The sequence below is a fragment of the Prochlorococcus sp. RS04 genome (genome assembly GCF_001989455.1).
Lineage (GTDB): Bacteria > Cyanobacteriota > Cyanobacteriia > PCC-6307 > Cyanobiaceae > Prochlorococcus_A.
Map to the genome: position 1 here is coordinate 1,362,795 of NZ_CP018346.1, position 25,688 is coordinate 1,388,482.

Below are 25,688 nucleotides of genomic sequence, written 5' to 3' on the forward strand. Positions count from 1 at the left end.
TTATCCAATACTTACGTATTTTTTCCCTTTTTTAATTTCTTGCTCAACAAAAAGTCTGGCCCAATTGTCTACTTCAAGAATATCCTCCAATGCGGGACTCAAATTCAAATTCTCCATATGTGATTCACAGGCTTTACTTATAAATGTTGGAATTTCTTGAAAAGAAATTTTTTCTTTAAGGAATTTTTCAACAGCCATTTCATTAGCAGCATTTAAGACTGCAGGCATAGTCCCAGAAGATTTTCCTGCGGCATAGGCTAGTCCCATGCATGGATATTTAAACTCGTCTGGCTCTTTAAAAGTTAATTTTCCAATTTCACTTAGGTTTAATCTTTTCCAATTTGTTTTAAATCTTTCAGGCCAACTCATCGCGTATAAAATGGGTAGTTTCATATCTGGCCAACCTAATTGAGCTAATACTGAAGAATCTTCCATCTCAATCATTGAATGAATAATACTTTGAGGGTGGATAACTATTTCGATATTTTCGTAAGAGGTCCCAAATAAATAATGAGCTTCTATAACTTCTAATCCTTTATTCATAAGAGTTGCAGAATCTACAGTTATTTTTTTTCCCATATCCCAATTAGGATGTGAAGTTGCATCTTCCACTGTGACATGTTTTAAATCCTCAACGGCCCAATCTCTGAAAGCACCACCAGAAGCTGTTAAATGTATGGCTTTTAAACCTTTAGGTATCTCTCCTGTAGAAAAATCTGCATTTTCATAATTGGGTAATCCTTGTAAACATTGAAAGATAGCAGAATGTTCTGAATCAGCAGGTAAAAGCCTACTATTATTTTTCTTTAATGCTGGAATAACAATTGGTCCTGCCGCAATTAAAGTTTCTTTGTTAGCAAGTGCAATATTTTTCCCCGCATTTATTGCTGACATTGTTGGAATTAAGCCTGCACAGCCTACTATCCCTGTTACCACAGTATCTGCCTTATCCCACGCTGCAACAGCGTTAATCCCCTCCTTTCCACTCAAAACCAAGGGAGCACTATCCAAATCTAAGTTATTAATATTATCTTTTAAATCTTCTATAAGATTTTCATCCTCAATCGCAACTACTTCTGGTTTATGTGTTTTAACTTGTTCTGTTAATAAATTAATATTTCTTCCTGCCGAAAGAGCTACGGCTTTAAACTTATCAGGCTGCTCACTAGCAATTTCGAGAGTTTGAGTCCCTATTGAACCAGTAGAACCGAGCACAGTAATGTATTTCAATTTTCTCTGATATTTCTAATATCTTCCCATTTAAAGGTGTATTTAAAAAACAAAAATTTCAAATTGGTTTTTTTCTTAAAATTTAGACCCTTATCCATGTTGTTATTTCCTTTGATTGATCAATAAGTTCAATACCTTTTTCTTTTAATAAATTCCTGATATCATCAGCCTTTGCATAATTCTTTTCCTTTTTTGCTTTCAATCTTTCATTAATAAGCGATGATATTTCTTCTTCTGTTATTCTACTTTCTTTTACTAAAACCTCTTTTTTAAGACCAAGCACCTCAGTCAACTTTTCAAGGGTTTTAAAATTCTCAAGTAGAAAGAATTTTTCATTTAGGTCTATTTTAAAACCTTCAACCCTTTGAAATTGGTTTAAAAAGTTTTTTAATGGTTTCGCTAAATCGTAAATAATTGCAATTGCACCAGCTGTATTAAGGTCATTTCCCAGAGCCTCAGAAAATTTAAGCATTTTTTGAGATAATTCAAAACTTATTTTCTCTTTATATTCTTCTTCGATAGATTCATTTTTATTAATAGATTTAAAAGTATCTTTTGTAAGGTCAATAAAAGAAAGGGCTATATTAATATTTTTCCAAGCTTCTGAAGCACTCCTTAAAGCTTCTTCAGTAAAATCAAGTGGTTTTCTATAATTCACAGTCATAACAAAATATCGCAAAGTCATAGGGCTTATGCCTGACTTAATTAGCTCTCTGATAGTTTTAAAATTTTTAAGGGATTTACTCATCTTTTGTCCATTTACATTGACCATCCCATTGTGTAACCAATAGTTAGCTAGCTTTTTGCCATTGGCTGCTTCTGATTGGGCGATTTCATTCTCATGATGTGGAAAAATCAAATCAGAACCACCTAAATGGATATCAATAGTATCTCCTAATTCATCTTTAACCATCGCTGAACATTCAATATGCCATCCTGGCCTACCTTTGCCCCATGGCGAATCAAAAAATGGTTCATCATCTTTGGCTTTTTTCCATAGTGCAAAATCTTGCGGATTAAGTTTTTTACTATTTTCATCATTAGCCATTCTTCCTTGCTGATTAATATTTTGTTCTTGTATATTTTGATTACTTAGCTTTCCATAATTTTTATTTTTAAAAACAGAATAATAAACATCTCCATCCCTAGAGTATGCATAACCTTTGTCCTCAAGGATTGTTATGAAGGAGCAGATATTGCATATATGATTCGTTGCTCTTGGCATACTATCCGGACGCATTATTCCTAAAGAATCCATATCTTTATGAAATTCAATAATATTTTTTTCAGATACTTCCTTCATTGAACTGCTTTCTTCTCTAGCTCTTTTTAAGATCTTGTCATCAATATCTGTAAAATTTTGAACATACTTTACTTTGAAATCACTGTAAATTAAAAATCTTCTCAATACATCCCAAGCTATATAACTTCTTGCATGACCAAGATGACATAAATCATAAACAGTAACTCCACAACAATAAATTTTAACAACATCATCAATAGGCTTAAAAACCTCAACTCTTTTGCTTAAAGTATTAAAAAGTTTGATCATCTTAAATTAAGTATTTCATAAGGTTTATTTTGTCTCCATCCAATTGTCTCCAATACCAATATCAACTAAAAGAGGCACATTTAATTTTACACAATCTTCCATAGTCTTCTTTACTAATTTCGTCGTAATTTCCAAAGAATCTGGTTCAACTTCAAACAATAATTCATCATGTACTTGTAAAAGCATTTTTGCGGGAACATTCATTTCTATGAATTTCTTATTTAGTTGAACCATTGCAATTTTAATAATGTCTGCACTTGAACCCTGAATTGGTGCATTAGCTGCGGCTCTTAATGACTGTGCTTCCATGCCAGCCCTTCTTGCAGATTGCAGGTCAATTTCGTAAGGATCTTTTCCAATTAATCTTCCAAGTCCATTTTTATCAAACTTAAATTCTCTTTTTCGACCAAAAATTGTTTTTACATAACCTTTTGATAAGGCCAGCCTTTCTTGGAGTTCAAGAAACTTGAAAATTTTTGAATATCTTTCTTTGTATTTTATTAGGAATTCTTTTGCCTCTGGAGTACTTACTCCTGTTGAACGGGCAAACTTTTTTATCCCCATTCCATAGATAACTCCAAAATTTATTGTTTTCCCAACTCTCCTTTCGTCAGAGGATATTTCTTCTTTTTCGAAAATTAATCTTGCAGTCAAAGAATGAATGTCATCATTTTTATGAAACGCATTAATTAGTATTTCTTCATTTGCTAAGTGAGCAAGTATTCTTAATTCGATCTGAGAATAATCAGCTGATAAAAGTTTCCAATTTTTTTCAGGCAAGAATGCCTTTCTGATTCTCCTACTAAATTCAGTCCTAACCGGGATATTTTGAAGATTAGGATTGCTACTACTTAGTCTCCCAGTCGCTGTAGCAGCTTGATTAAAGTTTGTATGAACTCTTCCTGTCTTTTCGTTTATAAGATTTGGAAGAGCATCAATATAGGTGCTAAGTAATTTGCTAAGAGTTCTATGTTTTATTAAATGTTGGATTATTTCATGTTCGTCGACTAATCTTTCAAGAACTACCGCATCTGTACTCCATCCTGTTTTTGTTTTCCGTGATTTTTTCTTATCCAAGTTTAATTTTTCAAACAAGATCTCACCAAGTTGTTTTGGTGAAGATAGATTAAAAGTCTCCTCTGCTAATTCATAAACTTTACTTTCAATATCTTCTAAGGTACTTTTTAGTTCTTTTGAGAGTTTATCTAAATAAGGGATGTCAATGGTTATTCCATTTATTTCCATTTGAGACAATACCGGCTCTAAGGGCAGCTCGATTTCTTCGAACAATTTGATTAAATCATTTTTTTCTGTTGAAAATCTTTCTTTAAAAATTTTGACAATCTTAAAAGTTAGAAATACATCATAACCGCAGTAAATACTCGCTTCATCAATATCAACAAATGAAAAGTCTTTATTTTTTCCAACTGTTTCCTTAAATGAAGGAGGCTTAAATCCAAATAATCTAAAACTAATTTCACTTAGCCCATGCTTCTCCTGATTATTAAGAAGATAGTCTGCTAACAAAGTGTCAAAGGTTACGCCTTTAAGATCAAGTCCGTGATTAAAAAATATTTGCCTATCAAATTTAGAATTTTGGAGTGCCTTTTCTTTTTTTGGATCTTCTATCCAAGTTCTTAGTTTTGAGAAAACATCTTCAATCGACAATTGATTGGGGGTCTCATTTTTTGTTTGATGACCAAGAGGTATATAAAATAAATCATCATTTTCTTCTCCAAGACATAGTCCTATCCCAACAAGTTCCGCATCGATTGGATTTAAACTATTAGTCTCAGTATCTAAAGAAACTATCTCATTGGTCTTTTCTAATCTTTGAATTAATTTATCAAGTAATTCAAAATCATTTACAACAGTCACATTGATTTTAGGGATTTTATTTTCACTATTTTCTAATTCATTATTGCCTGCGACTTTTGGTGCTTTCTCCTCCTCTTTAGCTACATTATTTTTGTCAAAACCACCTTTGCTGAAAGTTGAATTGAAAATATCAATTTGTCTAAGTAGTGTTGATAGTTCTAATTTTTTCAGTGACTCAGAAAGTAGTTCTTGATTTATATTTTTTAATTCATAACCGTTACTTAAAATTAAAGGTACCTCAGTATTTATTTTTGCTAAATCCCTGGAAAGAAAAGCATTATGTTTATCGTTTCTGAGCTTTTCTATAACTGAACCTTTGATGAATCCTTTATATTTCTTATCGTTGTTCTGCTGAATCTTGTCCAAAGCCTGATAGATTCCATCAAGCGTATCGTTCTCTTTTAGTAGATTAATTGCAGTTTTTGGCCCTACTCCTTTAATACCTGGAATATTATCAGAACTATCACCAGTTAGGGCTTTGAGATCAACTACTCTTTCTGGCGCAACACCTAATTTTTCTTTTACTCCATTTTCATTCATAAGAGTTGGATTTCCACTTTTCGCATATGGACCACCACCCATATAAAGTACATAAATATCTTTTTGATCATCTACTAATTGAAATAAGTCCCTATCTCCAGAAAGAATATTCACGCACCATCCTTTAGAAGAAGCATCATTTGCAATTGTGCCTAGGAGATCATCTGCTTCGTATCCTGGAGATTTAAAAATTGGTAAATTAAGGCTTTCTTCTAAAATGATTTCTAGTTGTTCAATATCCTGAAAAAAAACATCTGGTGCTACATCTCTATTGGCCTTATAATTTGGATCTAATTCATGTCTGAAAGTAGGTTTTTCGGTATCAAACGTAATACAAACACCCTCAGGACTAATATTTTTACAATTATCCAGAAGGCTTTTTAGAAATCCATAAGTGACACTTGTTGGAAATCCCTCTTTGGTAGTTAAACCTCCATCAATCCCTTTGCTAAATGCATAGAAGCTTCTAAATGCAAGTGAGTGGCCATCGACTAAAAGTAAAATTGGTTTTTTAGAGTTTTCAGATTTTAAACTCATTTTCTCTTCTTAGCCCAAGGTGGAATATCAATAAAGATTTGCTCTCCAGGTTCTAATCCATTAATTACTGAAGTTTTATTTCCACTACTAATACCAATTTCGATTTTTTCAAATTTGGGAGAATTGTTTTTATCAACTTTCAAAATTCCTTTTTCACCTTTTTCAGTGACAATAGAAACTGTTGGTACTAAGATTTTTTCTTCATTACCTTCGACTCTAAATTCAAGATCTGCAGTCATTCCAATTTTAATTTCTTCAGAAATATCTTTAAAATTTAAAGTTACTTCGAATGAGGTTACATTATTATCTTTTACAGCTCTTGTAGCTATTTTTTTAACTATTGCACTATATTTTTTTGAGGGATAAGCCTCAATTCTTACTGAGGCTTCTTGACCTATTTTTATTCTGCCAATGTCACTCTCAGGAACTTTAGCAACAATTTCTAGGCCCTCTGATAGTTCAAAAATAAAGTTTTTGGTTTTAGGGTCCGAACTTAAGTTTGTACTTGGTGTGACATAAGATCCTATCTCAGCATATTTTGCAGTTATCTTTCCTCCATAAGGAGCTTTAATTAGATAGAAACTTTTTTCAGCTTTTGCATCATTAAGTTTTGCGCTACTAATGTTGTAGTTATTTTTATAACTTTCATAGTCTTCTTTACTTACTGCGCCTTCTTGATATAAATATTCCCTTCTTAAAAATTCAGATTTTTGTTTTTCTACATTTAATTCAAGTTCTTCAATTTTATAGATAAAATCTTCATCATCAAGAGAAGCTAAAACCTGATCTTTTTTTACAAGATCGCCCTCATCTACTTTGATTTCTTTTATTACGCCTTGCTTCCGAGGCCCAATATTGCTTGTCCTTATTGCTTTTACTTCACCACTAGTATTAATTGAATCTGAGAGGATTCCTTTTTCAACTTGAACTACAAAATCAGAAATATCTTTTGACTTATTTTTCTTGAAGGAATTGGTTATAAAAACGAAAAATATAGCTAGAGAAAGCAATATAATTCCACTTCTTAGATTTATATTTTTTTTTATTAAATCAAACATTTCTTTTTAAAAGCAGAATTAGAGGATATTTAGGAACTAAATAAATAATCAAGACGATTATAATTAACTTATCCAAGATTGGTTAAGTAAATACTATATTACTAGAAGATGTTTTCTTGATAATTTTTCCATAAGTTTTTTCAAATGTTAAAAGCAGGTATTATTGGATTACCAAATGTTGGAAAATCAACTCTATTTAATGCACTTGTAGAAAATGCTAAGGCCCAAGCGGCTAATTTTCCCTTTTGTACTATAGAACCTAATAAAGGCATAGTTTCAGTCCCAGATCAAAGGTTGCAAGAGTTAGGTAATTTAAGTTCTAGCCAAAATATTATCCCAACAAAAATTGAATTTGTAGATATCGCAGGACTAGTAAAAGGAGCTAGTAAAGGCGAAGGTTTGGGAAATAAATTTTTATCAAATATTAGGGAGGTTGATGCAATAGTTCATGTTGTAAGGTGCTTTGAAGATAGTGATGTAATTCATGTTTCTGGAAAGGTAGATCCCCTGGATGACATTGAGATAATTAATCTAGAATTGAATTTAGCTGATTTATCTCAACTCCAAAAAAGAAGAGAAAGAATTAAAAAACAGGTTAGAACTAGTAAAGAGGCAGCTAAAGAAGATACCTTACTAGAAAAAATTGAAGAAGAGCTAGAGAAAGGCCTTTCAGTTAGATCAATATCTTTGAATGAAGAAGAAAATTTAATAATTAAGCAATTAGGCTTCCTTACTGCTAAACCAATTATTTACGCAACTAATTTGAATGAAAATGACTTAGCTGAAGGTAATGATTTTTCATCAAAAGTTCAGAGTTTTGCAAGCAATGAAAATACAGAATGTATAAAAATATCAGCGCAAGTCGAATCTGAATTAATAGAGTTAGAACCAGAAGATAAAAAAGACTACCTTATTGGCTTAGGAGTAGAAGAAGGGGGATTAAGTTCATTAATTAGATCAACATATAAATTATTGGGATTAAAAACTTATTTCACTACCGGAGAAAAGGAGACAAAAGCTTGGACAATAAAAGATGGGATGACTGCGCCACAGGCAGCAGGAGTAATTCATACTGATTTTGAAAAAGGATTTATAAGAGCTCAGACTATTTCGTATCAAAATTTAATTGATTCAGGTTCAATTGCCAATGCAAAAACTAAAGGTCTTTTAAGAAGTGAAGGTAAGGAATATATTGTTAACGAAGGTGATGTAATGGAGTTCTTATTTAACGTTTAGTAAGTCTCTTAAGGCTTACTATTTTGCTTTTTGAATTTAAATTCAAAAAATGAAATTAATAAAATCAAGATACATCCTAAGCAACTTCCTATTAACCCAAAAACAATGGTTGTAAAACCATCATCGTAGCCATATTGTAATTGTGGTAAGTGAGGGGGTATTGGCATTATTTTTCAACAGAATTTTCAATATCTTCCAGTAAATGTTTAGTTGATCTACTAAAACCATTAGTTTTTAAATAGTTTTGAGCCTCCCTAAATTTTTCAGCTACTCTTTTTGCATAAGGAGTGTTCATGGAATTTTGAGTCATGTTCAAAATGCGACTCATTTTATAATCTGATTTAGGTAACCCCTTGATAAGTATTCAAAAATACAAGAATATAAAAATAGGATTTTTTACTCACTAAGAAATTTGTTGTGAAAAGTTCTTGATTCTCCAAAATAAAGTTTTTTCCAATTAGAAAAATTGAAAATGATAAATATACTATTAATTCTTTTTTTTGTAATTTTATTTTTATTATTTTTTTATTCAAAACGAAACAATAAGTCGGCCAAAAAAACAACAATTAGTCAAACTTATGTACCTTTCTTAAAAGAACAAGAATTTAATCCTGACATAAGTACTGATAATTGGGATATACACAAAGTTAGATTAGATAAATTTAAAAGATCACAATATAAGGGACTAACTTTCTTCGTAAGTTCAGAAAATAAAATTTACTATCTTTCGGAAGAAGGGGATAAGGTTTATTGCTAACAGTTGAAATTAATTTTATAAATAAGAAAAGCCGATAGAAATTAATAATATTAATGAAGTATTTTTTTTTATTATCAGAAAAGTTCTATAAGTTTATCGAATGGGAGTGGAATACTTTAAAAAATCTAAGAAGAACAAAAAGAAAGAATTTTTTTCTAAGAGGATCATTTGCGTTATTTAGTTTACTTTCTATTCTTTTTGTAATATTTTCTCCTCCTTTCGCTTTTGGATTGTTATTTGGAGAGGGATTGAAATTTAGTACTTTTTTTATTTGGATATGGATTTTGAATTTGAAGTTTTTTTGAAAATGTATAATTTATTTCCCGAGATTATTTAAAATTAAGAATATAAAAAATTTTTTCTATGCCAAAAATATTCAAAAAAAATAAGTTCGCTTTGTTGGGAGCAAATATATTAATAATTTTACTTTGGGTAACTATATCTTCCTTTTTGATGAATTTATTTCAAAGTGAAAATGCCCCATTTTATATGTATAAAATTTCTTTTTTAATCAGATTTCTTCCTCCTATTTGGGTTACATGGTTCCTTTGGATAAAAAGAGGTGGTTTAAAAAGATAAATTACAAAAGCATTTTTACGGATTTACTATAAAAACAAATCAGTTAAGATCTGAAAGCTTACTTGAAATTTTCATGTAAGAATTAGGTAATTAAGAGATTGTTTTTAGCTAAGAAACAATCTCTTTTTTTTTTTACAAATATTTTTTCTCATAAAAAAGTGTTTGTCAGTATCCTTATTGACAAACACTCATGACGATAATTTTTTAAAAATTAAACAGGCAATCTATTATCAATTTCAACTATTCCAGAATCCATAAGACGGCCGATTTTAATAACTAAAGCCATATCTAGTCTTGAAAATTCAGATTGATGATTAGTTATCCAATCAAGTTCTGAAAGAGTTATAACTCCCAAAGTATTTACTTTAAGAAAAAGTAAGCCTAAATTCATTTTAAAAAATTCCTGGGATTATCCAGCCGAATAAGCCATAATTTACAACTAATGCAAATAAGCCCATCATCGCCATTCTTCCATTAGTTCTCTCGGCGTTTTGCCAGTAAGTTGTTTTTGAATTTTCCATTTTTCAAATTTTTAGAATTAATAAATAGTAGGTTTTTAAACAAAACCAGGAATTATTTGACCTGTTGTTAGGTATGCTCCAACAGCAGCAATTAATCCAAGCATTGCGAATCTGCCGTTAAGAGTTTCTGCAACAACTTTTTCTTTTTCGATTGTTTTGACTTTTGTGTTTGTGTTTTTCATTTGATTAGAAGATGAATAGTTTAAATTTTCGTTTTGAAATTGCTTGGTTAAATAAGCAACGAGGATAGCTGTAAAGAATACAATTACGGCTAAAAAACCTGAAAGTGGACTCATTAAAAAATGCCAGGAATAATTTGTCCAGTTGAAACGTAAGCACCTACTAATGCAACAAGGCCAATCATTGCCCAACGACCATTAACTTTTTCTGCATTTTGTGGGTAGCTATCGTATGAAACAGACTCATCTATGTAAGGACGTGTTTCAGTAGGAAACATATTCTGTCTGCCGCCTGATTCAGTAGTAACGTTTGAATTAGCCATTGAAATTGTGTAATTGTTAACTAATGTAACACTACTATTAACAAATGTAAAGTATAAAGCCCAAATTAAGTTATTTTCAAGATATTTACTACATAACTGCTACAGAACCGTGACATGTATATATTAGTAGTTGTTTTTTAGGCTTGCTACGCTTTACAGAATGGCTCTAAAACTATTGAGAGTTCAATTTGTTGTTTAAGTATTTATTTTTAAATCCTTAGAAATATATTAATTTGGTAGAAAAAACTACATCATTCTGAAATTTGAATAATTAGTTTTTAGATATAATTTATTTCACTTTATTATGGAATTCGCAAAAAAAATCATGACCGAAAAAGCTGAAAAGCTTAATGGTAAAGCAGCAATGCTTGGAATGTTTGCTCTTGTAGGAGCCTACTATTTTACTGGTCAAATTCTTCCAGGTATTTTCTAACAAAAATCCTTTTTAAATTTTTTCAGGGGCTTTATCAAGCCCTTTTTTACTGGATTATGCCCTTTTTAATTATCTAATAATTCAAATAATTTACTTATTAAAAGCTTTCTTTTTGAAAAAGTTTTATCAATATATTTTTTATTCTCTTCTTTTAAAATTTCCTGACCATTTAAGCCTAATCCTTTAAGGACAAACTCTTTATCTTCTTTAATCCAGTTATTTATCATTCCCCCCGTCGTCTCTATATGGAATTGTAATCCGTAAGCAAAATTACCAATCCTAAAAAACTGTTCCTTACAACGTGCACTACTAGCAATGAGTACTGCTTTATTAGGTAACAAAATCCTATCTCCATGCCAATGTAGTACATGAAAAGGATCTTCAAACAGTGCTTTAAAGTCTTTATTCGATTTGTCTATAAAAATTTGAGACCATCCAATTTCTGGTAATGCTTTTGGAGGTGATCCATATTTAAGAATTTCTATATCTCCCCCAGCAGCACTCGCAAGTAACTGAGCACCTAAGCAAACACCGACTATAGGTCTCTCATTTTCTAATTCTTTTTTTATAAAATCTCTTTCTAACTTAAGCCATGGATATTTTCCGCTTCCAATATCTTTAACACCCATTGGTCCACCCATAATTAAAATTAAGTCACCTTTTTTTGTTTGCGGCAGAGCATTTTTATTATCTAAACGAATAATTTCTATTTTTAAATCTCTTTCTTTAGCAAATTGTTCAAAAAGACCAGGCCCCTCTATTTCTAAATGCTGCAAAACTAATAGGCGTTTTATTTCCTTCATTCACTTTCCATTATTTCAGCTGATTCAGAACAGACATTAACGCTAAACCAATTCATTGCCGACCAAGTATCTTCTTGATATGTACCTGCTGCAATACTTACAAAACAATCATTTTCATACCAACTCCGATAACTGGGAGTTACTCCTGTTCCTTTTAATCTATTTTCTAAGCCTTTTCCATATTTTTTAATAACAAGATTTATAGCTTCATTCTCAATTTCTCTTTGATTTTCATCAGCAAAACCTCCTAGTGGAGTAAAAAAAAGAATTGATGCAATAAGTAAACGTATCATTGAAGCTTTTTCTTTATATATAGATAATTTTATCTTGATTATTTATTTTTAAAACCGAATTCTATATTTTAGAAAACTCTTAAGCTCAAAAAACATAAAGGCTTTTTCTTATCTGAATCCTTTATCCGTAATTGTGAGATACTTCTGTCCACCCTTTTTGGTGAAGTTCGTGCCACTTTTCCCAGGCTGAATCTATATTGAGTTTTTCAGAGGATTTGTACCCTCCTGGTTCTCCAAGGTGATTTGTATAGAAAAGATGCGTATAAATTTTAAAATTAGGTTTAGGAGAATTTTTGCATTCTTCGAAAAAGATAATTCTGCTGCCTTCGGGATTTAGTAGGCATCCGTTAGGTTTGCTAGTGCTACAACCAAATGAGTACTTAGGATCCATACTTTACCTTTAATCGGCCGGTTGATTATTGATACGTTTGTACTATAAATTATATCCTCCTTGTTTTGCTGTCAATCCTTTTAAGGTTAAGTACTTATTTACTAATAATTATTTTGTTTTTTAATAAATAAGATAATTTCTTTAAGCTTATGAATTACAGAGAAGATCTAGAAATCAAACTACAAAAAGTAACACTTGCAATGCAGGAAGTTGTAGATGATATCCATAAAACTGATCCTGAGAAGCAAAGAATAATTTCCAAACTTATTGAATTTAAAGAAGCAATCATTTCAAAGGGAATTGAACTTAAAATTGAATTAGAGGCAGCCTAGAAATATTTAATATTTCATGAATGTTTAATAACTTTTAGAATAATGTTATTAACAAAGAAGGGTTATTTATCAAATGCAACCTGGTACTTTTGAATTATTGATCCTAGTATTTATCTTTTTAGGTCTTCAAGCCTGGTGGATTATCCCAATAGTTATAAAGAATAATAAATTAAATAATAGAGGTAAGGATTTAAGAGAGGAAATTAAGCAATTAGAAAAGTTATACAAAAAATAAATTAGTTTATTATTTCTGCAAAGTACCTATTATTAGTAAAACTCAAATATCTAATGAAATTAAAAAAATTTATTCCATTTTGCTTCCTTTTTATTGGGACTTTAGCTTTACCACAACCTTCTCTTGCTGAAGAAAAGATTGAAGTTATACCTATTATTCAAAGTTCAAAAGGACTAAGTGGTAAAAATTTTAATTATCTCGAGGGTAAGCCTGAATTAAGACTCTTAAAAGTAAAAATTCCAGTTGGCTTGAAAACTCCAATTCATACTCATCCTTCCCCAATGTTGATTCATGTCACAAGAGGAAGATTAAAGCATGTGAGGGGTGAAGAAATTAATTTTTTTAGAGCGGGTGATGCATTTATAGAGAGTAACAATGGTGGCGCCCACTATGTTAAAAATGTTGGGAAGAAGCCGGCCATACTTCATGTGGGAGTTATATCAGTAGTTGGAATTCCTACGGCCATAAATAAATAATATTTTTCTGTAATTTGTTCAATCTGCATGAAGATTGAACTTTTATGAAGAACAGCTGTAGTGAGATATTCCTCCATAGTTAAAATACTGGCTTGGTTTTAGTCGATTATATTTTTGATCTATTTCTGAGGGTTGTTCTATATATGGATTGCTAAAAACATCTTGTAACTCTTTTATCTTTTTGTAATTTCCCTTTTCAGCTTCTTCATATGCGGGAACGACCATCCATTCGCGCCAAGTATAGACTGGATTAAGGGATTTCATTGATGTCGATTTTTCTTTAATATTTCCCTCTTTCTTCAAGACTAATTGCCAGTTTTCAAGCCATACTTCCCACCTATTATTGAGCTCATCATTAATTGGTAAATAGAAACTCTCTTTTAAAGAATCTAAGTTATCAGGTATTTCAGAGAGTTTACGGAACAAAATTGTATAGTCTGCTTTTGAAATTGCCATGAGATTAAAAAATTCATTTATTAGAGTTTCGTTGTAATGTTCTAAACCAAGTTTGTTGGCCCACATTTTCATCAATTCCTTATTCATTAATCCAGAAAAGTCTTTTTCGATTTGATTTAACTTTTCTTGATCTTGTTTGCTTTGTGAAAGTAACGGACTAAGAGAGGAACAGAATGTTTTAAAGTTGATTGCCGCTGCAGAAGGCTGATTAAAAAATGAGAAATGTTCACCTCCACCTGTCCATGGTTGAAATCTTGGATCAAATAATTCACAGAATCCAAAGGGGCCATAATCCAAGGTATAACCTCCAGCAGCACAATTATCACTATTGAAATTACCCTGGCAATAACCAACTCTCATCCAGTTGGCTATAAGTGATATAAGTCTTGATCTGTATAAAGAAGCCAGTTTTATTACTTTACTTTCAATTGAAATCTCATATTCAATTTCATCTTTATAATTTCTATCAATTAGATGTTGAACTATCATCTTTAGTTCATTGAGGGCTTCATCATGCGCATTATTACGAACTCGTCTTGCAAAAAGTTCAATCTGGCCTACACGTAAAAAAGATGGAGCGACTCTCGTAGTAATTGCCGCTTGATTATCAATCATGATATCAGGTTCAAAATATCTTGACCCTTTGGAATACCAAGGTCTTCTAACTATTTCTGAACGTGAGACATAAAGTGTTAAAGATCTTGAGGTAGGGATTCCCAAGGCATCCATTAATTCCTGTGCGAGAAATTCTCGTACGCTAGAACGTAGTACAGCCCTGCCATCTGCTCCACGACAGTAGGGAGTTGGACCTCCTCCTTTAAGTTGCATTTCCATTCTTTTCCCATTGAATAAACCTTCAAAAACAGAAATTGCTCTGCCATCGCCATAACCATTGCCGGTGCCAAAGGGACATTGTTGGGTATATTCAGTTCCGTAAATTGATAATGCATAACCTGTTGCCCAACCAACAGTACTCATTGGATAATTAGCAACAGAAATATCACCTGAGAAAAAACGACAAAAATTCTCGTCTTTAGTAAGATCTGAGCTTAGCCCTAGTTCTTTAAAAAGTTTGTTGCTATGAGAAATATATTCTGGTTCTGGAATAGCAGTTGGCACAACTGGTACATAATGACCTGAATATATTGAACGCGGCTTGTGATCATTTCCATCTTTTGTTGATTGAGGATCTGCTTTAAGAGAATTCATAAAAGAATAGTCAGATAGTTGAGAAAATTCAGAAAAATTTTCTGTAAGCTTTCCTTTTAATGAATCAGATTTGGTTGACATCAAATTTGTTATCTATTCTTTTAGGCGCTCTAATTTCTTTAAATTAAACACCTAAATGTATCTTATATAGATTCTATTAGGGATGGTTTTTGGCGATACGTTTGAGATTAAATATAAGTTAAAAGTTAATACTTAATTAAAAAAAAAGGATCCGCGGTAAGTCATTTTTTTGGAAAAAAATTTTTTGGCTTTTAAAAAATAAAAAAGAACTTCTCCAACACATCAACTTTTTAAACAAGAACGACTGCAAATACTAATATATTGACAAGTTTTTTTTTAAGCTTGCTTTCAAATAATGTGCAAAAAGTTTTACGATTTAATTTGTTGATCGACTTATACCACCCCCCTTATTTTCGCACTATATTACTTGTAAAAATTTTCTAACTTACCCAGCCTTTGAGCAAATCAAACACACTAATAAATAGTCCAAAACCAATAATTGGGGGAGCAATCCATCTTGTCATGAATTTCAAATAACGTGTCGTTTTGATTCCAACTTTTGAATCACTAAGTTCTTCATTAAATTTTCCAGGGACTACCCATCCCATAAAGAAAGTAACCAAGAATCCACCAAAGATCAGTAATACGCCACCAAAAATCGAATCAACAGTTCCAAGAATATTTAAATTTAATGCAGAAGGAATGCCTGCTAAGAATAGGAAAAGAGTTATCAACCAAACCGATTTTTCTCTTTTAAAGCCGAATTTATCCATTAAAGAGGAAACTGGAACCTCCAATAATGAAACAGATGAAGTTATGGCTGCGATATAAGCTAGTGCAAAAAATGCAACAGCTACAATTCTTCCTGCTGCACCATATGAACCTAAACCTGTTGGAATTGAGATAAATAAAGCACCAACAGTGGATTCAGAAATAGCATCACTTAAACCGAATGTTAAAACTATTGGGAAAGTTATAAATCCAGCCATTAGTCCAACCAAAGTATCTAATGATGCAACTCCTACACTTAGTTTTGGAAGATTACTTTTTTTATTTAAATAGGATGCGTAGGTAACCATAATTCCAATCCCTAAGCTTAATGAAAAGAATGCTTGTGTAAAAGCGTTTCTTATTGTTTGAGGATTTCTCAATTCATTAAAGTCAAACTTAAGTAGAAATGTTTTATATCCTTCCCATGCCCCTGAAAGTGAAGTAGCCCAAATAGCAAGAATCACAATAATTATGAAAAGGATTGGCATGAAATATCTAGTAACCTTTTCTATACCTTTTTTTATACCTGATGAAACTATTATTGCTGTAAGTACAAGACTTAATAGGTGGCCCAACAAAACACTGCTGCCACTACTAATCGAGCCAAAGAAGGTTTCTGCTTCAGTTAAATTCTTTGGTAATCCAAAAAATAAAGAATGGAACAAGGTATCTGCAGTCCATCCCATGATCACTGAATAATATGATGCTATTCCTAAAGGGGCTATGAAGAAAAGAATTCCTAATGGATACCAATTCTTCCCTGCCAGCTTTACAGGAGCAAGCAATGTGCTTGCCATTGCGTTTCTCCCTAGAGCCATTTCAGCAACAAATACTGGAAGACATACAATTAAAACGATCAATATATATAAAAGTACAAAAGCCGCACCTCCACCCTGAGATGCTCTGTAAGCAAAACCCCAAAGGTTGCCTAGACCTACTGCACTACCAGCAGCTGCGAGAATGAATCCTAGCTTACTAGTCCATTGTTCTCTCTGAGAAATTTTTGAGTCCAAAATTAAAATCGTTTTTTATAGTTGATTTATAACTCATAAATGAAAATTAGTTAACACTTTGCTTAATAAAAACTAATTTTTTTAGATTAATTTTTTTGATAAAGATTTAGAATCAAAAAAGTTTAATTATTATTATGACTATTGAAACGACTATTTTAGATTTTCAACTAAGTAATACCTATGAGGAGTATGAATCACATATGAATGCAAAAGAACAGCAGACGATGTTTAAAGAAATGGGAGTTAAAACATTTTATATTGGTAAATCATTAGATGATCCTCAAAGGGCAACTGTTATTTTTCAAGGGCCAGAAAATGTTTTATATGATATTTTTATGAATCCCGAAACAAAACCTATAGTTGAAGCTTCAGGACATATTTATGAGGGTACAAAAATAACACGCTGGATTTCTTAAAAAAATAATTCTTTAATGAATTACCAACTTTTAATTGAATCATATTCATTTGGTTCAGCCCTTTCTGAGCAAGAAATAGAACTCTTAAGTCTTGAACTTGAAACTCAAATAATGAACATTAATATATCAACAGAATTTGGATGTTTTAAATCTGCTCCCTCTCATATTTGCGAAAGTCTTAATTTAAAAAAAGATACTTATTGGATAATGTGCCTTGCTGAAATATTAGATTTACATCAGCCCCCACAATTTGGGAAAACGAAAAGTGTGGAGGTTTTCGATTTACTTCTTGAAAAAGGACTTGTTATTGGCTAATTAATTATTTATTTGAGTATTAAAAGAATAAGTTGTTTTTTCTTTATGCTGATAAGATTAATTTATAGTTAAAAAAAATGGAAGATTCTGGTGAATTTATATTAGGAAATATTATTAAGCTAACCAGATCAAGCGAAAAGAAATTTAAACTAGGAAATTTTAAAGGAGCTTTAGACGACAAAATTAAAGCTAATGAGATATTGAAATCTAAATCTTGTGATAAAAAAATGATGGAAAAATATAAAGAAGAATTATCTAGTATGTATTCCTCAAAATTCGATCTTATATTTGATCATAAGTTTAAAATTGATGCAATTAAGAGAAATGAAATAGTACAAATGTTGGAACGTAAAAGTGAGGAAAAATTAAAAAATCATGATTACAGAGGTGCAATAAAAGCATTAAGAAGGGCAGAAAAATACATATCAAATTAAAAAAAAACTACAAAAAATTTTAAGAAGTATTGCTTATTGTGTTTTTTTTTGCTTAGTTTAAATTTGAAATAATTAGGCAATAATTTATGCAAAAACAAAATAATAAAAATCTAAAAAATGTTGAAAAAAAAGAATTAGATGTTTTAGATAGGTTTTTGAAGATTTTATGGAGAAAAGAGGTTGAATACAAAATAAATATTTGATAAAAGCATATTTGAAGGATATATCTTATGAAACTTCGAATAGGATTCTTAATTATACTTTTTATTTTTCACTCATTATCTGTTTTTGGGGTTAAAAAAAGAGTATTAAAAAATAAATTTAGAAGGGCTCAAAAAGTAAATTAAATCATTTGATTAAAACATGAATTTAACAAAAGGAATACAAAAAAGTTTAGGTCCAGGAATTGTCCTAGCTGGAGCGGCAATTGGGGGTTCTCATTTATTATCATCCACTACTGCTGGCGCAAGGTTTGGATTCTCATTAGTTGGCCTAATCCTTCTTACTAATCTTTTGAAATATCCATTCTTGTTGGTTGGGACTAGATTTACGGCATCTACTGGTAAATCATTATTAGAAGGTTTTAAAGAGAGGAATTCTTTGTATCTTCCTTTATTTCTAATAGTTAGTCTAATTACAGGTACTTTCACAATAGCTGCTGTAAGTTTTGTCTCTGGTGTCCTTTTAACTAATATTCCCTTTTTCTCAACTTTTCCAGCTATGGATTTGTCGATAGGAATCCTGATTGTTTCTGGAATGATATTAATTCTTGGTAAATATAAAGCCCTTGATAGAATTTCAAAATTTTTAGTATCTCTACTAACTTTATTAACATTATTTGCAGTTTTATCGCTTTTGTTCAAAGGGTCAATAAATGAGTCCTTAAATATGAGTTTTTTTGAACCAGAAATCAGCCCATGGAAGTTAACAAATTTAGCTTTTTTGATCCCTTTAATGGGATGGATGCCTTGCCCAGTAGAGTTATGTGTTTGGCCTTCTTTATGGATGTTTTCTCGAGCGAAAGATTCAAATTATAAGCCAAATATTAGTGAAGCAGAATTTGATTTTAATCTTGGTTACTTAATAACTGTTGTTACGGCTATTTTCTTCCTTACTCTTGGCGCAATAACAATGTATGGTACTGGTGATGGAATGCTTTCCGGAAGTGGAGTCTCCTTCGCTCAAAAGTTAATACTCCTTTACACTAAATCCATCGGGAATTGGGCTAAATGGATCATAATACCTGCAGCATTTGCCGCAATGTTTAGTACTACAATTACTTGTCTAGATGCATATCCAAGAAGTATTTCTGCTATTCAAGGTTTATTGAGAGGCACTGATTTTGGACACCTGGATTCCAAAGCAGAGCGCAATAGATTTCAAATTTGGATGATTGTACATATCTTTGCATCATTAATAGCTTTGCTGATTGCAAGGTCAGGAGGTATAGGAGTAAAAGATTTTGTATTTGCTGCAATGACTGGAAGTTTTCTAACCGCCCCTTTATTTGCTTGGATGGCAATGGATACTATAAATAGCAAATTAGTACCATTTAAAAATAGATATGGATTTTTTCTAAAAACAATAAGTTGGATAGGATTAATTTTTTTAACATTATTTAGTTTATTGTTTATTGCAAATTCATTTTTTGGGCTTGGGATTTATTAATTTGAAAATAAAAAATAATTAAAGGGTTGATTTTTCTTCAGAATTCGTTTTTGTAGAAATGTATTATTTTTGGTACTTATTATGGTTATGCCTCAATCTACTTTAGAGAGCTTATTATTTTTTTTGATACTATCTCTTGTTGCAACTTACATTGTCAATTTAAAGTATTCTTCAAAGTTAAAAATACAGAAGTAGTTTTTTATTTATCTTTTTTTTAGAATTTGATTTATTTCTTGGGATCACTCCAAGTTTCTTTGTATAACCAACTCAAAAAAGTTAGAGTAAGTATATTCCCAAATGCATAAGTAATTCCTAATAATGGGTCATAAATATTGGCAATAATCGTCGACATTATGAAGATTATTAACCCTGAAACAACCAAATCCTGAATAGGCAAATGTTTAAAATCTACCGAATTTATCATTTGATAATTGTTTTTAAAAGATTAAATTAATTATAAAACAAACAAGTTACTTATTTATTTATAAGGCAATACCAATGATATGAATAAATTTAGAATGGCAAAAATAATTATAGTTTTTTCATCATTATCTTATTTGAGTATTTCTTTTTTAAGAAATTATAATTCTCCAGAAAATATAGAAAAAAGATGTATTCTTAAATTCGAAAAAGATTTTAAAAATAATTTGGAAACATCTCATGAAGAATGGAATCAAATTTTAGATTTAGCTGATAACAATTATTTAAAATGTATGGGAATTCCTCAGTATTAATTATGGGTGAGGCAAAGAGAAGAAAAAATTTAGGTATTCCGCCTAGAGAAAAAACTGAAGATATAAAGTTGCCTCAACTTGATAAAAAAGCCATACAACAAAAAGTAAGGACTACATTGTATAAATATCCAATTATCCCTTTTCTTTTTTATGGAGCTGCAATATTGATCCTAATAGGAGGTTTATTTTATGTTTTCAAATCCTTTAATATTGCTTAATTATGATGATTCTTTATTTTGTTATTTATGATTTTTGGCATCATTAATTAAAAAAAACTTGAATGATAATAAATGAACAATTTTTTTGTGCAAATATAATTAAATAAGTAATATATAAGAATTACTTACGATTGACACCATCATATAGTGTTGTAATTTTAAATTAAATTAAAACTATTTATGAAAAAAATAAATAAAAAATATGCTGAAATTATTCGTCAAGCTGATAAGGCAGTTGGAAGAAAAGAAGTAGTAAGTTTATTAAAAAAAAGCTGCAATAATTATGTCTAAATCTGAGGAAAACTTAGCTGCTTAAATTAAAAAAAACTATTTTATTAGGATAAATAAAACACCATAAAGAATGATTGATGAGGATGCAGCCATAATGATAAATGGTAGTATCATGCCTGAGTTTAACCATCTTAAAAGTCTAATTTTTTTGTTAATTACTCTTGGCATCTTTTCTGAATCCCTTTATTGCAACCTAACTAGTAAATAAATGGTGTAAATGATTAATTAATCTTTTTAAATATCATTCTTTAGCTATTTTGGAATTTAATTTTCTAAAGAAAATTATTTTAATTTCGTACGAATTTTTATTTTGAAAGAAATTTTTAGGTAATTAATACCTTGTATTCTTCAAACTTCTTATGCAAGATTTAGAAACATTAGATTTCTAAATAATGATTGAAAATTTTAAAGAGGTCCCTGAAGAATTTAAAGAATATGATTCGGAACTGTTACTTAAAATTCTAAATAAGACATCACTGGAGAATGAAAAAAGTGATGATAAAGAACTTTATGTTGATGAAAATTGGAAAATTAATTCAAAAAATATGAGTAATATAATTCCTTCAGATAATTCAAATTTGAAAAGAATATTATCAAATATTTTCCCAAATAAAAAAATAGTGATTCAGGATAATAATGATGGGTCGCAAACAATTTTCTTATCCTAATTTAGGAAATATTAAAAACTTATTTATACTATCTATTCAATGTTTATTTTTTTGAGAAAAATTTAGTAAAAATTACTCTCGCGGAATTTTTTTAAAGATGTTAATGTTCAATAACGTTCATCCAAGTTTATATCTCTGGACGCATGAAATGGGAGTAGGGAACGGGATTCTCATTAACTGCAAAAGACCATGAATAACCTCTTACAAATAAGAGAAAAAATCAAAAGAGCCAATAGGGTATATGAAGCCCAACTTTTGGCTACTAAAAATGGAGAAGTTACTCCATACAGAAGATCCGTCTTTGAAGAAAGAATCAGGAAAACACAAAAAGAAATGAAATTGAAAGACTCAAAAAATTAAATTCTTTTTTGAAACTGATCAATTGAGAGGGGGTTTTTAGCTCTCTCTTTTTTTTTTCTATAAAAACAAAGTAATAATTAATTTATTTTTTCGATTATCGATTATTAAAAACAACATAATTTTGATGTTTTTACTATTGATTTAATTTATATAAATGGCAAATTTAATTCAGTAATTAAGAGTTAAACAAATATGTTTAAAGAGAAAAATAAACAAATTAAAACCTCACCCAATAAATCAAATTTAGATCAAGTTTTATGGTTTATAGAAAATTATTTGCCCCAAAAGAAAGATCAAGGTGTTCAAAAAAAATTGTATATGGATAATCTAGAGGAAGAGACTATTAATATATTTTCTAAATTAGCCTCTTCACGTTCTAAAACATTATTACCAACTACAAAAAATACTACAATCTCTTTTACCTTTGGTAATTGGGCCTTGCCTTATCTGAAATTGCTGAAGAAAATAGGAATAGCTAAGTATGAAAATTGTAATCCGCTAGAACTAGATTTATCCCGCAAATAAAAATAAATAAAGATTAAAAAGTCTCAAAAAGTTCTTTTTGAAATTTAAGGAGGAATACTTACTTTACATAAAAAATACAATTGCTAAGTTTAAAATAAGATATCTATTGATTATGTTTCTAAATTATCTGCCCAGTGAAATGGTTGAAGTTGTTGGTTTGACAATGATTTTTTCATTTCTAGTTGGAACTATATTAATTTTGTTATTTACATCAGATCAGGCAAATACAAAGAATCTATATTTAAAGAAGGCTAAATAAATTTTAAATAATTTTTTTTTCTATAAAGGACCTCTGTTCTTGATAAAGTTTACTCGCAGGTGTAGAACATAATTTTTAATATTGATAAATAAACAAATTTAAGATTATGGGCGAAGCTAAAAGAAGAGAAGAATTAGGATTACCACCTAGACCAAAAAAAAATGAATTAAATAAATCTGATAGATACCTTTCATGGCTTCCAATTACTAAATCAAGAATTAAGAAATACCCTTATATGGGTGTAGCAACAATGGCACTAGGAGCGATAATTTTCTTAGTAAGTGGGGGAGCAAATAGGATTAATTAATTACTTAATTTAATTTTGGCTTGGCTTAGAATATATCTAAGATTTTTTTTGTAATAGTTTAACGCCAGATATTATTGAGATTATTGAAGTTATACCTAGAAAAATCGAGTAAAAAGGTTGCAAATTAATAATGCCAAAATTACCTGTATGCCATTTTATTAACCAAAAAGCATCTATTCCTAGTGGCTGAAGAATACTATAAATAGTTCCAGATAAAATAGTAATCAGTAATGGGATTGCTGAAATTGCGGTTATTTTTCTGTGAATTTTTCTTTGATTTGCTTTTAATTTTTCCATCTATTTCCTCAAATAGATATGTAATTCTTTTTCGTTTTTGCACGGCATCCATTTATCTTGATTCTTATGTATTCCTTCGCAACCAAGTTCTAAAGATCTATTTTCGGCGTCCTCTTCAGAAAGAAATGTACCCCTCATATGTGCATGCGAATAACTATTGAAATTGAGAGATAAGGAAAATAAAAAAATAAAAAATTTAAAATTTCTAAGAAAAATATGCATTATTTCAAATAAGTATTTGTATTAAGGAGAGATTTTATCAAATATTTTTGTTTTGCCGGTTTTACTAAATGAAACTACTTTGTAGTTCTCATAATCATGAGAGTGCAATTGGTGAGAATGCATTTCCATCCCTGGAGAGCCAATTGGCATGCCCGGAACTGCTATCCCATTAATATTTGGTTTTTCTATAAAAAGTTTGTTGATTGATTCAATCGGGACATGTCCTTCAATCTTATAGTTAGCTATTTGAGCAGAGTGACATGATCTCAGATTATTGGGAATTTGATATTGGTTTTTAATTGCTGAAACATCTTCAACTATATTATCAACAACTTGTAATCCATTATCTCTTAAATGATTGATCCATTTTTTGCAACAACCACATGATGCTGATCTGTAAGAAACAACTTTTGGGATATCTATATTTTCTAACGTTTCTGCACTAATCCTATGAACGTTATTTGTATTTGCAAAAAGCATTCCAGAAGCAATTAGATAATTTAAAAATCTGGTATTTATAAATACTTTATTAATTGCCATACAAATTTAGACGATTAAATTCTATTTTTTAATTAACAATAAATGAAAATTTGTAAAAGTGCTATTTAATCAAAAGCAGGACACTCATAATTGCCATTAAAAGATTTTCGATAAAACTAATAATTCCCAAAGGAGTTTTTGCATATCCACCGATACATGCACAATTTAATTTTAATTTATCCAAATAAACGGCCTTAAATACTGAAATCATTCCAGAAATTCCTAAAACTAGAGCAATAAAAATAATTAGAGAAGGTGGAGAAGAATTAAGAAAACTTATCCCAATTATTAATTCAAAAAAAGGATAAATATATATCCAGCTATCAAATTGAGAGGAAATTAAATCATATTTCTTATAACTTGCTCCAAAAGCTTCAATATCCATAAGCTTAAGCATCGCTAAAAGACAAATTGATATCCCCATAAAAATTTGGAAACTTTTAAGCAATGTAATGGTGATAAGAAATGAAGTGCCAAAGACTGCAATTAAGGGGGTAAATGACTTAATCTTCATTTTTAACTTTTAAGGATAGAGTCACAAATACTAGATGGATTTGCTTGTTTAACTATTTTTAGTCTTTTGATAAGTTTGTCTCGATCTATTTGATGTTTTAAATATTTAATACATAAATTTTTTTCCTGATATACCATTGCTATTGGAGCAATCTTTAAAGCAATAGCAAAAGTACCAATAACTAAAAGAATGTTTGAAGCTAGTCGAATATTTGCTCGAAAATTTGATCTCATTCGTATTCTTTATTTCTGTCAATAACTTCCCTTAAATATATATCTTTTAGCTCGTCATTGTATCCATTTTCTTTTGCGGATTTCTCTAATTCCTTCAACTCTTTTTCTGTCATTAAGCAGATTTGGATATATTGTTTTTCATATCTTCAATTTGGTTGATTAATTCATCTAACCATTCTGTATTATTTTCGGATCTTTTCTGAAAATATGTAATTTTTGGTTGATTTATTTCAAGTGTCTCATAATCTCCACTCATAAATTACCCCTAGATTTATACCTTGCATAATTTATCTAGGGAGATTATGCACATCAATAGGTTCTATTACTTATTAGACATTTACCATGAGTAACAAGTCAATTTTCTATAGTATAAAACAAGAAATTTATTTCTAAAAAATATGGCAACTAATGAAGAACTAGAAAAAAGAATTGAAACTTTAGAAAAAGAAGTACAACATCTTAAAGCTGTTCTGCAATATCAAATGAGAAATAAGAAAAAGTGATTCTTATCACATAGCAATTACTTTGGGTCAGATAAGCATTTTCTTTTAGTTGTTTTAGGTAACTAATGAAAAAAGCTAAATATTAAAAATTAGTCCATAAATAATCACTTTTTGAAAAAATAACTTTAGTCATTGATATTTAGAACATATTTGTTTTTATATATATAAAACTACTTGATATGATTAACTCAATAGCTTTTACATTGTTATTATTAGGCTCTTTAGTCGCTTACAAAAGACTCAAAAGAAAGAAACGGCAATTTCACGCACCACCTACAAATCAGCTTCCTAGTTGAAGATTAAATTCCGTCTTCATCTTCTCCAAAAGGATTGTATCTAATATCCCAGATAAGAACTACTG

General features: G+C 30.1%; 36 protein-coding genes and 1 pseudogene. 16 read left to right on the forward strand and 21 right to left on the reverse strand.

Annotation, left to right across the window (positions count from 1 at the left end; all coding sequences use genetic code 11):
• From BS621_RS07505 to BS621_RS07520, 4 genes are all read right to left on the reverse strand, one after another.
• The gene (locus tag BS621_RS07505) at positions 1–1,230 is read right to left on the reverse strand and encodes a 1-deoxy-D-xylulose-5-phosphate reductoisomerase (RefSeq protein WP_077142374.1); all 1,230 of its coding nucleotides are present in this window, start codon (positions 1,228–1,230) and stop codon (positions 1–3) included.
• Positions 1,231–1,312: 82 nt separating this feature from the next.
• Complete coding sequence (gene cysS, locus BS621_RS07510; protein WP_077142375.1) at positions 1,313–2,782, reverse strand: cysteine--tRNA ligase; 1,470 nt, start codon at positions 2,780–2,782, stop codon at positions 1,313–1,315.
• Positions 2,783–2,806: 24 nt separating this feature from the next.
• Positions 2,807–5,737: a DNA polymerase I gene (polA, locus tag BS621_RS07515; RefSeq protein WP_077142376.1), complete on the reverse strand. Its 2,931-nt coding sequence runs from the start codon at positions 5,735–5,737 to the stop codon at positions 2,807–2,809.
• Complete coding sequence (locus BS621_RS07520) at positions 5,734–6,795, reverse strand: efflux RND transporter periplasmic adaptor subunit (protein WP_025970337.1); 1,062 nt, start codon at positions 6,793–6,795, stop codon at positions 5,734–5,736. The genes polA and BS621_RS07520 overlap by 4 nt, the downstream gene beginning before the upstream one ends.
• A gap of 144 nt (positions 6,796–6,939) precedes the next feature.
• Between BS621_RS07520 and ychF the strand changes: the two genes are divergently transcribed.
• On the forward strand, positions 6,940–8,031 hold the full coding sequence (ychF, locus tag BS621_RS07525; protein ID WP_025941865.1) for a redox-regulated ATPase YchF: 1,092 nt from the start codon (positions 6,940–6,942) through the stop codon (positions 8,029–8,031).
• 166 nt (positions 8,032–8,197) lie between these two features.
• Here the strand turns inward: ychF and BS621_RS09260 are convergent, their stop codons facing one another.
• Entirely contained in the window at positions 8,198–8,359 is a 162-nt protein-coding gene (locus BS621_RS09260; RefSeq protein WP_156858209.1) for a hypothetical protein, read from the reverse strand.
• A 144-nt stretch (positions 8,360–8,503) separates the two neighbouring features.
• Between BS621_RS09260 and BS621_RS07530 the strand changes: the two genes are divergently transcribed.
• A complete protein-coding gene (locus BS621_RS07530) occupies positions 8,504–8,788 on the forward strand; it encodes a cytochrome B (protein ID WP_077142377.1) in 285 nt (94 codons plus the stop codon).
• Positions 8,789–9,578: 790 nt separating this feature from the next.
• Here the strand turns inward: BS621_RS07530 and BS621_RS07545 are convergent.
• The 4 genes and pseudogenes from BS621_RS07545 to BS621_RS07560 all read right to left on the reverse strand — a co-directional run bounded on the left by BS621_RS07545 (position 9,579) and on the right by BS621_RS07560 (position 10,390).
• A complete protein-coding gene (locus BS621_RS07545) occupies positions 9,579–9,758 on the reverse strand; it encodes a hypothetical protein (protein WP_077142380.1) in 180 nt (59 codons plus the stop codon).
• Between the two features lies 1 nt (position 9,759).
• Positions 9,760–9,870 (reverse strand): annotated as a pseudogene (locus BS621_RS07550) (chlorophyll a/b-binding protein); the annotation flags it as partial.
• A gap of 53 nt (positions 9,871–9,923) precedes the next feature.
• Positions 9,924–10,184 carry a chlorophyll a/b-binding protein gene (locus tag BS621_RS07555; RefSeq protein ID WP_002805301.1) on the reverse strand — a complete coding sequence of 87 codons (261 nt, stop codon included), beginning with the start codon at positions 10,182–10,184 and terminating at the stop codon, positions 9,924–9,926.
• Positions 10,184–10,390, reverse strand: a complete 207-nt coding sequence (locus tag BS621_RS07560) for a high light inducible protein (protein WP_011376777.1) — start codon at positions 10,388–10,390, stop codon at positions 10,184–10,186. Before BS621_RS07560 ends, BS621_RS07555 begins: the two co-directional genes overlap by 1 nt.
• A 304-nt stretch (positions 10,391–10,694) precedes the next feature.
• Between BS621_RS07560 and BS621_RS07565 the strand changes: the two genes are divergently transcribed.
• Positions 10,695–10,823 (forward strand): high light inducible protein, encoded by a 129-nt coding sequence (locus BS621_RS07565; RefSeq protein ID WP_011863249.1) that lies wholly within the window; start codon positions 10,695–10,697, stop codon positions 10,821–10,823.
• Between the two features lie 65 nt (positions 10,824–10,888).
• Here the strand turns inward: BS621_RS07565 and BS621_RS07570 are convergent, their stop codons facing one another.
• From BS621_RS07570 to BS621_RS07580, 3 genes are all read right to left on the reverse strand, one after another.
• Positions 10,889–11,626, reverse strand: a complete 738-nt coding sequence (locus BS621_RS07570; RefSeq protein WP_083703271.1) for a type 1 glutamine amidotransferase — start codon at positions 11,624–11,626, stop codon at positions 10,889–10,891.
• Positions 11,623–11,919, reverse strand: coding sequence for a heat-labile enterotoxin alpha chain (locus BS621_RS07575; protein WP_077142381.1), 297 nt, complete (start codon positions 11,917–11,919; stop codon positions 11,623–11,625). The genes BS621_RS07570 and BS621_RS07575 overlap by 4 nt, the downstream gene beginning before the upstream one ends.
• Before the next feature lie 121 nt (positions 11,920–12,040).
• The gene (locus BS621_RS07580) at positions 12,041–12,310 is read right to left on the reverse strand and encodes a DUF1651 domain-containing protein (protein WP_025935229.1); all 270 of its coding nucleotides are present in this window, start codon (positions 12,308–12,310) and stop codon (positions 12,041–12,043) included.
• Between the two features lie 149 nt (positions 12,311–12,459).
• Here BS621_RS07580 and BS621_RS07585 point away from each other — a divergent pair, with 149 nt between their 5' ends.
• The 3 genes from BS621_RS07585 to BS621_RS07590 all read left to right on the forward strand — a co-directional run bounded on the left by BS621_RS07585 (position 12,460) and on the right by BS621_RS07590 (position 13,353).
• Positions 12,460–12,642 (forward strand): hypothetical protein, encoded by a 183-nt coding sequence (locus BS621_RS07585; protein ID WP_025935228.1) that lies wholly within the window; start codon positions 12,460–12,462, stop codon positions 12,640–12,642.
• A gap of 73 nt (positions 12,643–12,715) precedes the next feature.
• Entirely contained in the window at positions 12,716–12,877 is a 162-nt protein-coding gene (locus BS621_RS09545; RefSeq protein ID WP_187151046.1) for a hypothetical protein, read from the forward strand.
• A 53-nt stretch (positions 12,878–12,930) separates the two neighbouring features.
• A complete protein-coding gene (locus tag BS621_RS07590) occupies positions 12,931–13,353 on the forward strand; it encodes a cupin domain-containing protein (protein WP_077142382.1) in 423 nt (140 codons plus the stop codon).
• Between the two features lie 42 nt (positions 13,354–13,395).
• Here the strand turns inward: BS621_RS07590 and BS621_RS07595 are convergent, their stop codons facing one another.
• The gene (locus tag BS621_RS07595) at positions 13,396–15,099 is read right to left on the reverse strand and encodes a protein adenylyltransferase SelO family protein (protein WP_077142383.1); all 1,704 of its coding nucleotides are present in this window, start codon (positions 15,097–15,099) and stop codon (positions 13,396–13,398) included.
• A 380-nt stretch (positions 15,100–15,479) separates the two neighbouring features.
• Positions 15,480–16,823: a sodium-dependent transporter gene (locus BS621_RS07600; protein WP_077142384.1), complete on the reverse strand. Its 1,344-nt coding sequence runs from the start codon at positions 16,821–16,823 to the stop codon at positions 15,480–15,482.
• A 134-nt stretch (positions 16,824–16,957) separates the two neighbouring features.
• On the opposite strand from BS621_RS07600, the gene BS621_RS07605 reads away from it, so the two are divergent.
• The 4 genes from BS621_RS07605 (at position 16,958) to BS621_RS07620 (ending at position 19,656) form a co-directional block, all read left to right on the forward strand.
• Positions 16,958–17,239, forward strand: coding sequence for a DUF3764 family protein (locus tag BS621_RS07605; protein WP_077142385.1), 282 nt, complete (start codon positions 16,958–16,960; stop codon positions 17,237–17,239).
• Positions 17,240–17,254: 15 nt separating this feature from the next.
• The gene (locus BS621_RS07610; protein WP_077142386.1) at positions 17,255–17,554 is read left to right on the forward strand and encodes a hypothetical protein; all 300 of its coding nucleotides are present in this window, start codon (positions 17,255–17,257) and stop codon (positions 17,552–17,554) included.
• A 77-nt stretch (positions 17,555–17,631) separates the two neighbouring features.
• Entirely contained in the window at positions 17,632–17,988 is a 357-nt protein-coding gene (locus BS621_RS07615; RefSeq protein WP_077142387.1) for a hypothetical protein, read from the forward strand.
• Positions 17,989–18,351: 363 nt separating this feature from the next.
• Positions 18,352–19,656 carry an NRAMP family divalent metal transporter gene (locus tag BS621_RS07620; RefSeq protein WP_077142388.1) on the forward strand — a complete coding sequence of 435 codons (1,305 nt, stop codon included), beginning with the start codon at positions 18,352–18,354 and terminating at the stop codon, positions 19,654–19,656.
• 226 nt (positions 19,657–19,882) lie between these two features.
• Here BS621_RS07620 and BS621_RS07625 read toward each other — a convergent pair whose 3' ends face one another.
• Entirely contained in the window at positions 19,883–20,080 is a 198-nt protein-coding gene (locus BS621_RS07625; RefSeq protein WP_011818716.1) for a hypothetical protein, read from the reverse strand.
• 79 nt (positions 20,081–20,159) lie between these two features.
• Here BS621_RS07625 and BS621_RS07630 point away from each other — a divergent pair, with 79 nt between their 5' ends.
• The 6 genes from BS621_RS07630 (at position 20,160) to BS621_RS07655 (ending at position 23,018) form a co-directional block, all read left to right on the forward strand.
• Positions 20,160–20,390, forward strand: coding sequence for a hypothetical protein (locus BS621_RS07630; protein ID WP_077142389.1), 231 nt, complete (start codon positions 20,160–20,162; stop codon positions 20,388–20,390).
• Positions 20,366–20,608 carry a DUF2839 family protein gene (locus BS621_RS07635; protein WP_011818714.1) on the forward strand — a complete coding sequence of 81 codons (243 nt, stop codon included), beginning with the start codon at positions 20,366–20,368 and terminating at the stop codon, positions 20,606–20,608. Before BS621_RS07630 ends, BS621_RS07635 begins: the two co-directional genes overlap by 25 nt.
• A 683-nt stretch (positions 20,609–21,291) precedes the next feature.
• Complete coding sequence (locus BS621_RS07640; RefSeq protein ID WP_077142390.1) at positions 21,292–21,567, forward strand: hypothetical protein; 276 nt, start codon at positions 21,292–21,294, stop codon at positions 21,565–21,567.
• A 189-nt stretch (positions 21,568–21,756) separates the two neighbouring features.
• Complete coding sequence (locus BS621_RS09550; RefSeq protein ID WP_198025633.1) at positions 21,757–21,927, forward strand: hypothetical protein; 171 nt, start codon at positions 21,757–21,759, stop codon at positions 21,925–21,927.
• 192 nt (positions 21,928–22,119) lie between these two features.
• Positions 22,120–22,452: a hypothetical protein gene (locus tag BS621_RS07645; protein ID WP_077142391.1), complete on the forward strand. Its 333-nt coding sequence runs from the start codon at positions 22,120–22,122 to the stop codon at positions 22,450–22,452.
• Between the two features lie 365 nt (positions 22,453–22,817).
• Positions 22,818–23,018, forward strand: a complete 201-nt coding sequence (locus BS621_RS07655; protein ID WP_025924650.1) for a DUF2839 family protein — start codon at positions 22,818–22,820, stop codon at positions 23,016–23,018.
• Between the two features lie 36 nt (positions 23,019–23,054).
• On the opposite strand, the gene BS621_RS07660 is transcribed toward BS621_RS07655, so the two are convergent.
• The 6 genes from BS621_RS07660 to BS621_RS09555 all read right to left on the reverse strand — a co-directional run bounded on the left by BS621_RS07660 (position 23,055) and on the right by BS621_RS09555 (position 25,080).
• The gene (locus BS621_RS07660; protein ID WP_025928568.1) at positions 23,055–23,315 is read right to left on the reverse strand and encodes a hypothetical protein; all 261 of its coding nucleotides are present in this window, start codon (positions 23,313–23,315) and stop codon (positions 23,055–23,057) included.
• Positions 23,316–23,453, reverse strand: a complete 138-nt coding sequence (locus BS621_RS07665) for a DUF3721 domain-containing protein (RefSeq protein ID WP_025893438.1) — start codon at positions 23,451–23,453, stop codon at positions 23,316–23,318. It abuts the gene before it with no gap.
• 105 nt (positions 23,454–23,558) lie between these two features.
• Positions 23,559–24,077 (reverse strand): DUF411 domain-containing protein, encoded by a 519-nt coding sequence (locus BS621_RS07670; RefSeq protein WP_077142393.1) that lies wholly within the window; start codon positions 24,075–24,077, stop codon positions 23,559–23,561.
• A gap of 61 nt (positions 24,078–24,138) precedes the next feature.
• Complete coding sequence (locus tag BS621_RS07675; RefSeq protein ID WP_077142394.1) at positions 24,139–24,591, reverse strand: MauE/DoxX family redox-associated membrane protein; 453 nt, start codon at positions 24,589–24,591, stop codon at positions 24,139–24,141.
• 2 nt (positions 24,592–24,593) lie between these two features.
• Complete coding sequence (locus tag BS621_RS07680; protein ID WP_077142395.1) at positions 24,594–24,824, reverse strand: hypothetical protein; 231 nt, start codon at positions 24,822–24,824, stop codon at positions 24,594–24,596.
• A gap of 112 nt (positions 24,825–24,936) precedes the next feature.
• Positions 24,937–25,080: a hypothetical protein gene (locus BS621_RS09555; protein ID WP_011818700.1), complete on the reverse strand. Its 144-nt coding sequence runs from the start codon at positions 25,078–25,080 to the stop codon at positions 24,937–24,939.
• Positions 25,081–25,688: the final 608 nt, after the last annotated feature.